General features: G+C 71.1%; 4 protein-coding genes. All 4 read right to left on the bottom strand.

Going from position 1 to position 3,124, the window contains the following annotated elements; genetic code table 11:
• On the bottom strand, positions 1-157 hold a 157-nt coding region (locus Q1N79_RS00425; RefSeq protein WP_300602678.1), incomplete at its 3' end, for a type II toxin-antitoxin system VapB family antitoxin.
• 243 nt (positions 158-400) lie between these two features.
• The gene (locus tag Q1N79_RS30525) at positions 401-1,768 is read right to left on the bottom strand and encodes an SDR family NAD(P)-dependent oxidoreductase (RefSeq protein WP_367185008.1); all 1,368 of its coding nucleotides are present in this window, start codon (positions 1,766-1,768) and stop codon (positions 401-403) included.
• Positions 1,769-1,806: 38 nt separating this feature from the next.
• Positions 1,807-2,376 carry a DUF1697 domain-containing protein gene (locus Q1N79_RS00415; protein ID WP_300602675.1) on the bottom strand — a complete coding sequence of 190 codons (570 nt, stop codon included), beginning with the start codon at positions 2,374-2,376 and terminating at the stop codon, positions 1,807-1,809.
• Positions 2,377-2,518: 142 nt separating this feature from the next.
• Positions 2,519-3,124, bottom strand: a 606-nt coding sequence (locus Q1N79_RS00410; RefSeq protein WP_300602673.1) for an aminotransferase class I/II-fold pyridoxal phosphate-dependent enzyme, incomplete at its 5' end; no start/stop codon positions are given.

Genomic DNA, 3,124 nt, shown 5'->3' with positions numbered 1-3,124 from the left:
CGCCGGAGGTGAGCCTTTGCAGGTCACGCCGTCTGGCGGCCAGCGCGGCGACCTCGCGGAGGGCAGCATTGACCGTGTCCTTCTTGGTGGCGGTGCCCAGCGCCTGCTGCGCAGCCGCGAGGTACTCGTCGTCGATCTCCACGAGGGTCTTGGTCATTGCTGCCTCCTTCGCGATCAGTATATCTCAGATGGCTCTACCGAGATATATTCACGCCTCAAGGTCCGCCTACCTGGCCCGCTTCAAGGGGTCGTCCACTCGCCGATGACTCCCTGCGCCATCCGTGACCGGGGCCGGCCATACGGGATGGCCTGGACCCTTTGACGACCTGGCGCAACGAGGCATCGCGTGGCAGGCCTGCCCGCGCGGCGAACCGGGCGAACTGTGACTCGCTCATCTAATTCAGGCCACATAGCCAACCCCTTCTATCCCGCATCGTCCGCCCGGCCCTGAGGGGCGCGCGGCAGGCAGGCAGCGGCGGAGTATCGTGGGGTCATTAACTGCAACGTGTGAGCAAGAATGCTCACTTTGTGGCAGGTGGTCTAGATGCGGCAGGTTAGATATAGGGCGCTCATCAGACTCGACCCGGTTGCGCCGAGCCCGGATGCCACAGGTGCCCCGGCTACGCCGCGCGAGCCGGACGCGCAGCCCGCGGCGCTGGTGCCAAGCCAGCGGACCGCGCCGGACGAACAGCCGGCCCCGCGGCCGCGGCCGCGCTACCGCAAACCGTCCATCCCGCGCCAGTACGCCAATCACACCCACGCGCTGATGGTCCGGGCGCAGTGCCTGACCAGGCCCAGCTACGAACGGTGCTTCCCCGCCGAGCTGAGCTGGGACGACGACGAGCCCCTGCACCCGGGCGACCGCGCCGAGGTGACGATCACGATGACCGACGACGAGGCGGTCGCGTTCTTCCGCGCGGGGCAGCGCTTCAGCCTGTGGCACGGGGACGACGTCGGGCACGGCACGATCTCCCGCCAGGTGCACACCGAATACGGCCCCTGCTAACGACCGCAGGTACGACGCGCCGTTCAGGTCAAGGATCGAGCCGCTCGCCCACTCCGCCGACGGGGACGCCAGGTACACGACCGCCTCGGCGACCTCTTCGGCGGTCGCGACCCGGTTGAACGGGCTCTGCGCCCTGATCGCGTCGCCGGCCGGCGTGGCGAGCTCCGCCGCGGTCATGTCCGTCGCCACGTAGCCGGGGGCGACCGAGGCGACCGTGATGCCGTGCGGCGCGAGGGCGACCGCCAGCGACTGCCCGAACGCGTGCAGCCCCGCCTTGCTCGCCCCGTACGCCGGGTGGGCGGGCTCGCCGCGGAACGCCCCGCGCGACCCCACGTTCACGATCCGCCCGCCGTCGGCCCCGTCGCCGCGCGCGATCATGTGCCGCACCGCGCACCAGGTCGCGTTCGCCGCGCCGACCAGGTTGACGCCGAGCGTGTCCTGCCACGCCTGCTGCCACTGCGCGTACGAGCCGTCGAGCACCGGGTGCGCCAGGTAGACGCCCGCGTTGTTCACCAGGACATCAAGCCCGCCAAGTGCCGCCGCCGCGGCGTCGACCATCAGCCGCACGGCGTCGGCGTCCGCCATGTCGGCCCGCACCGCCACGTGCCCGCCGCCGGGCAGGCTGTCCCGCAGCGCCGCCGCCGCGCCCGCGGCTTCCCGGTAATGGATCGCCACCCGGTCCCCGCGCGCCGCGAAGGCCCGCACGATCGCCGCACCGATCCCACGGGACCCGCCCGTAACCAGAACTGCCCGCCCGCTCACCCGCATGTCCCTATCTATCCCGAACGAACCGTCCCGACTCACCCGCCGCACAGTTCCAGCAGCTTGGTGACCGTCGCCCAGTTCCGTGCCGTTCCCGTGACACCCGCCTTCGGCGCGCTGACGATCCGCAGCACCGCGTCCGCCAGGTCGCTGTTCCCGTATCCGTCCGGCGTGTGCAGGTACAGCGCCCGCCCGGTGGCCTGCACCGAGTCCCGCGCGCCCGCCGCGGCCGCCGAAGCGGCGGCGGCGCCAAGCCTTTCCAGCAGGCCGGCTCCCGGTGGCTGGCTGAGCAGCACCGCGTGCACCCGCTTGGGGTCCGGCTCCGCGTGGAACGGGTTGTCGTCGACGATCTCGGACAGCTCGTCGCGCGTGACGACGACGACGGGCGCGGCGACCCCGAGCCGGGCTGCGATGGCGGCGGCCATCGCCGCCGCCATCGCAGCGGTGTCCTCGCCTGCCGTCGCGCTGAACAGCACGTTCCCGCTCTGGATATATGTCGACACGTCCGTGTGCCCGAGCTCGCCGACGACCGTCCGCAGGTCCGCCATCGCGACCCGGTTGTGACCGCCGAGGTTGATTCCCCGCAGTAGCGCCACGTGGGTAGGCATGAGCCCATTGTGCCGCCGGTCACGCGGTGATCGGTTCGAGCAGCTCCTGGCTCACGCTCAAGCAGCTGCCGTGCCTGCGCCCACCGCGCCGGGTCGTCATCGCGGGTTGCGCCACGTCGGCGGGGGTGAAGGTCAAATCCGGCTACTGCGTATAGCCGGCGAGGAACGTCGCGAGCCGGCCGATCGCGTCTTCGAGCACTTCGACCGAGGCCAGGAACACGACCCGCAGATGGTCCGTGGACGGCAGGTTGAACCCGGTGCCGTGCGTCAGCAGCAGGTGCTGCTGCTCCAGCAGGTCGATGCACATCCGCTGGTCATCGACGATCTTGTGCACCTCGGGGTCCAGGCGGGGGAACAGGTACAGCGCGCCGGCCGGCTTGTAGCAGTCCACGCCGGGGATCTGCGTGAGCAGCTCCCAGCCGAGGTCGCGCTGGTCGCGCAGCCGGCCGCCGGGGCGCAGCAGCGGCGTGATGTCGATCGCGCCGTCGAGTGCCGCGGGTATGGCGTGCTGCGCGGGGACGTTCGGGCACATCCGCATGTTGGCGAGCAGTTCCAGGCCCTCCAGGTACTCGGCGATCGGCTCGCGGGGGCCGGAGACCGCCAGCCAGCCGGAGCGGAACCCGGCGAGCCGGTACGTCTTGGACATCCCGCCGAGCGTCAGCACGGGCAGGTCGGGCGCGAGCGCCGCCGCGTTGTGATGCACGGCGCCGTCGTACAGGATCTGGTCGTAGATCTCGTCGGTGAGCAC

Origin of the sequence: Trebonia sp. (assembly GCF_030042015.1) — a bacterium.
Taxonomy (GTDB): domain Bacteria; phylum Actinomycetota; class Actinomycetes; order Streptosporangiales; family Streptosporangiaceae; genus Trebonia.
The sequence above is the reverse complement of the archived record's forward strand: the minus strand, read 5'-3'. Positions and strand labels throughout refer to the sequence as shown.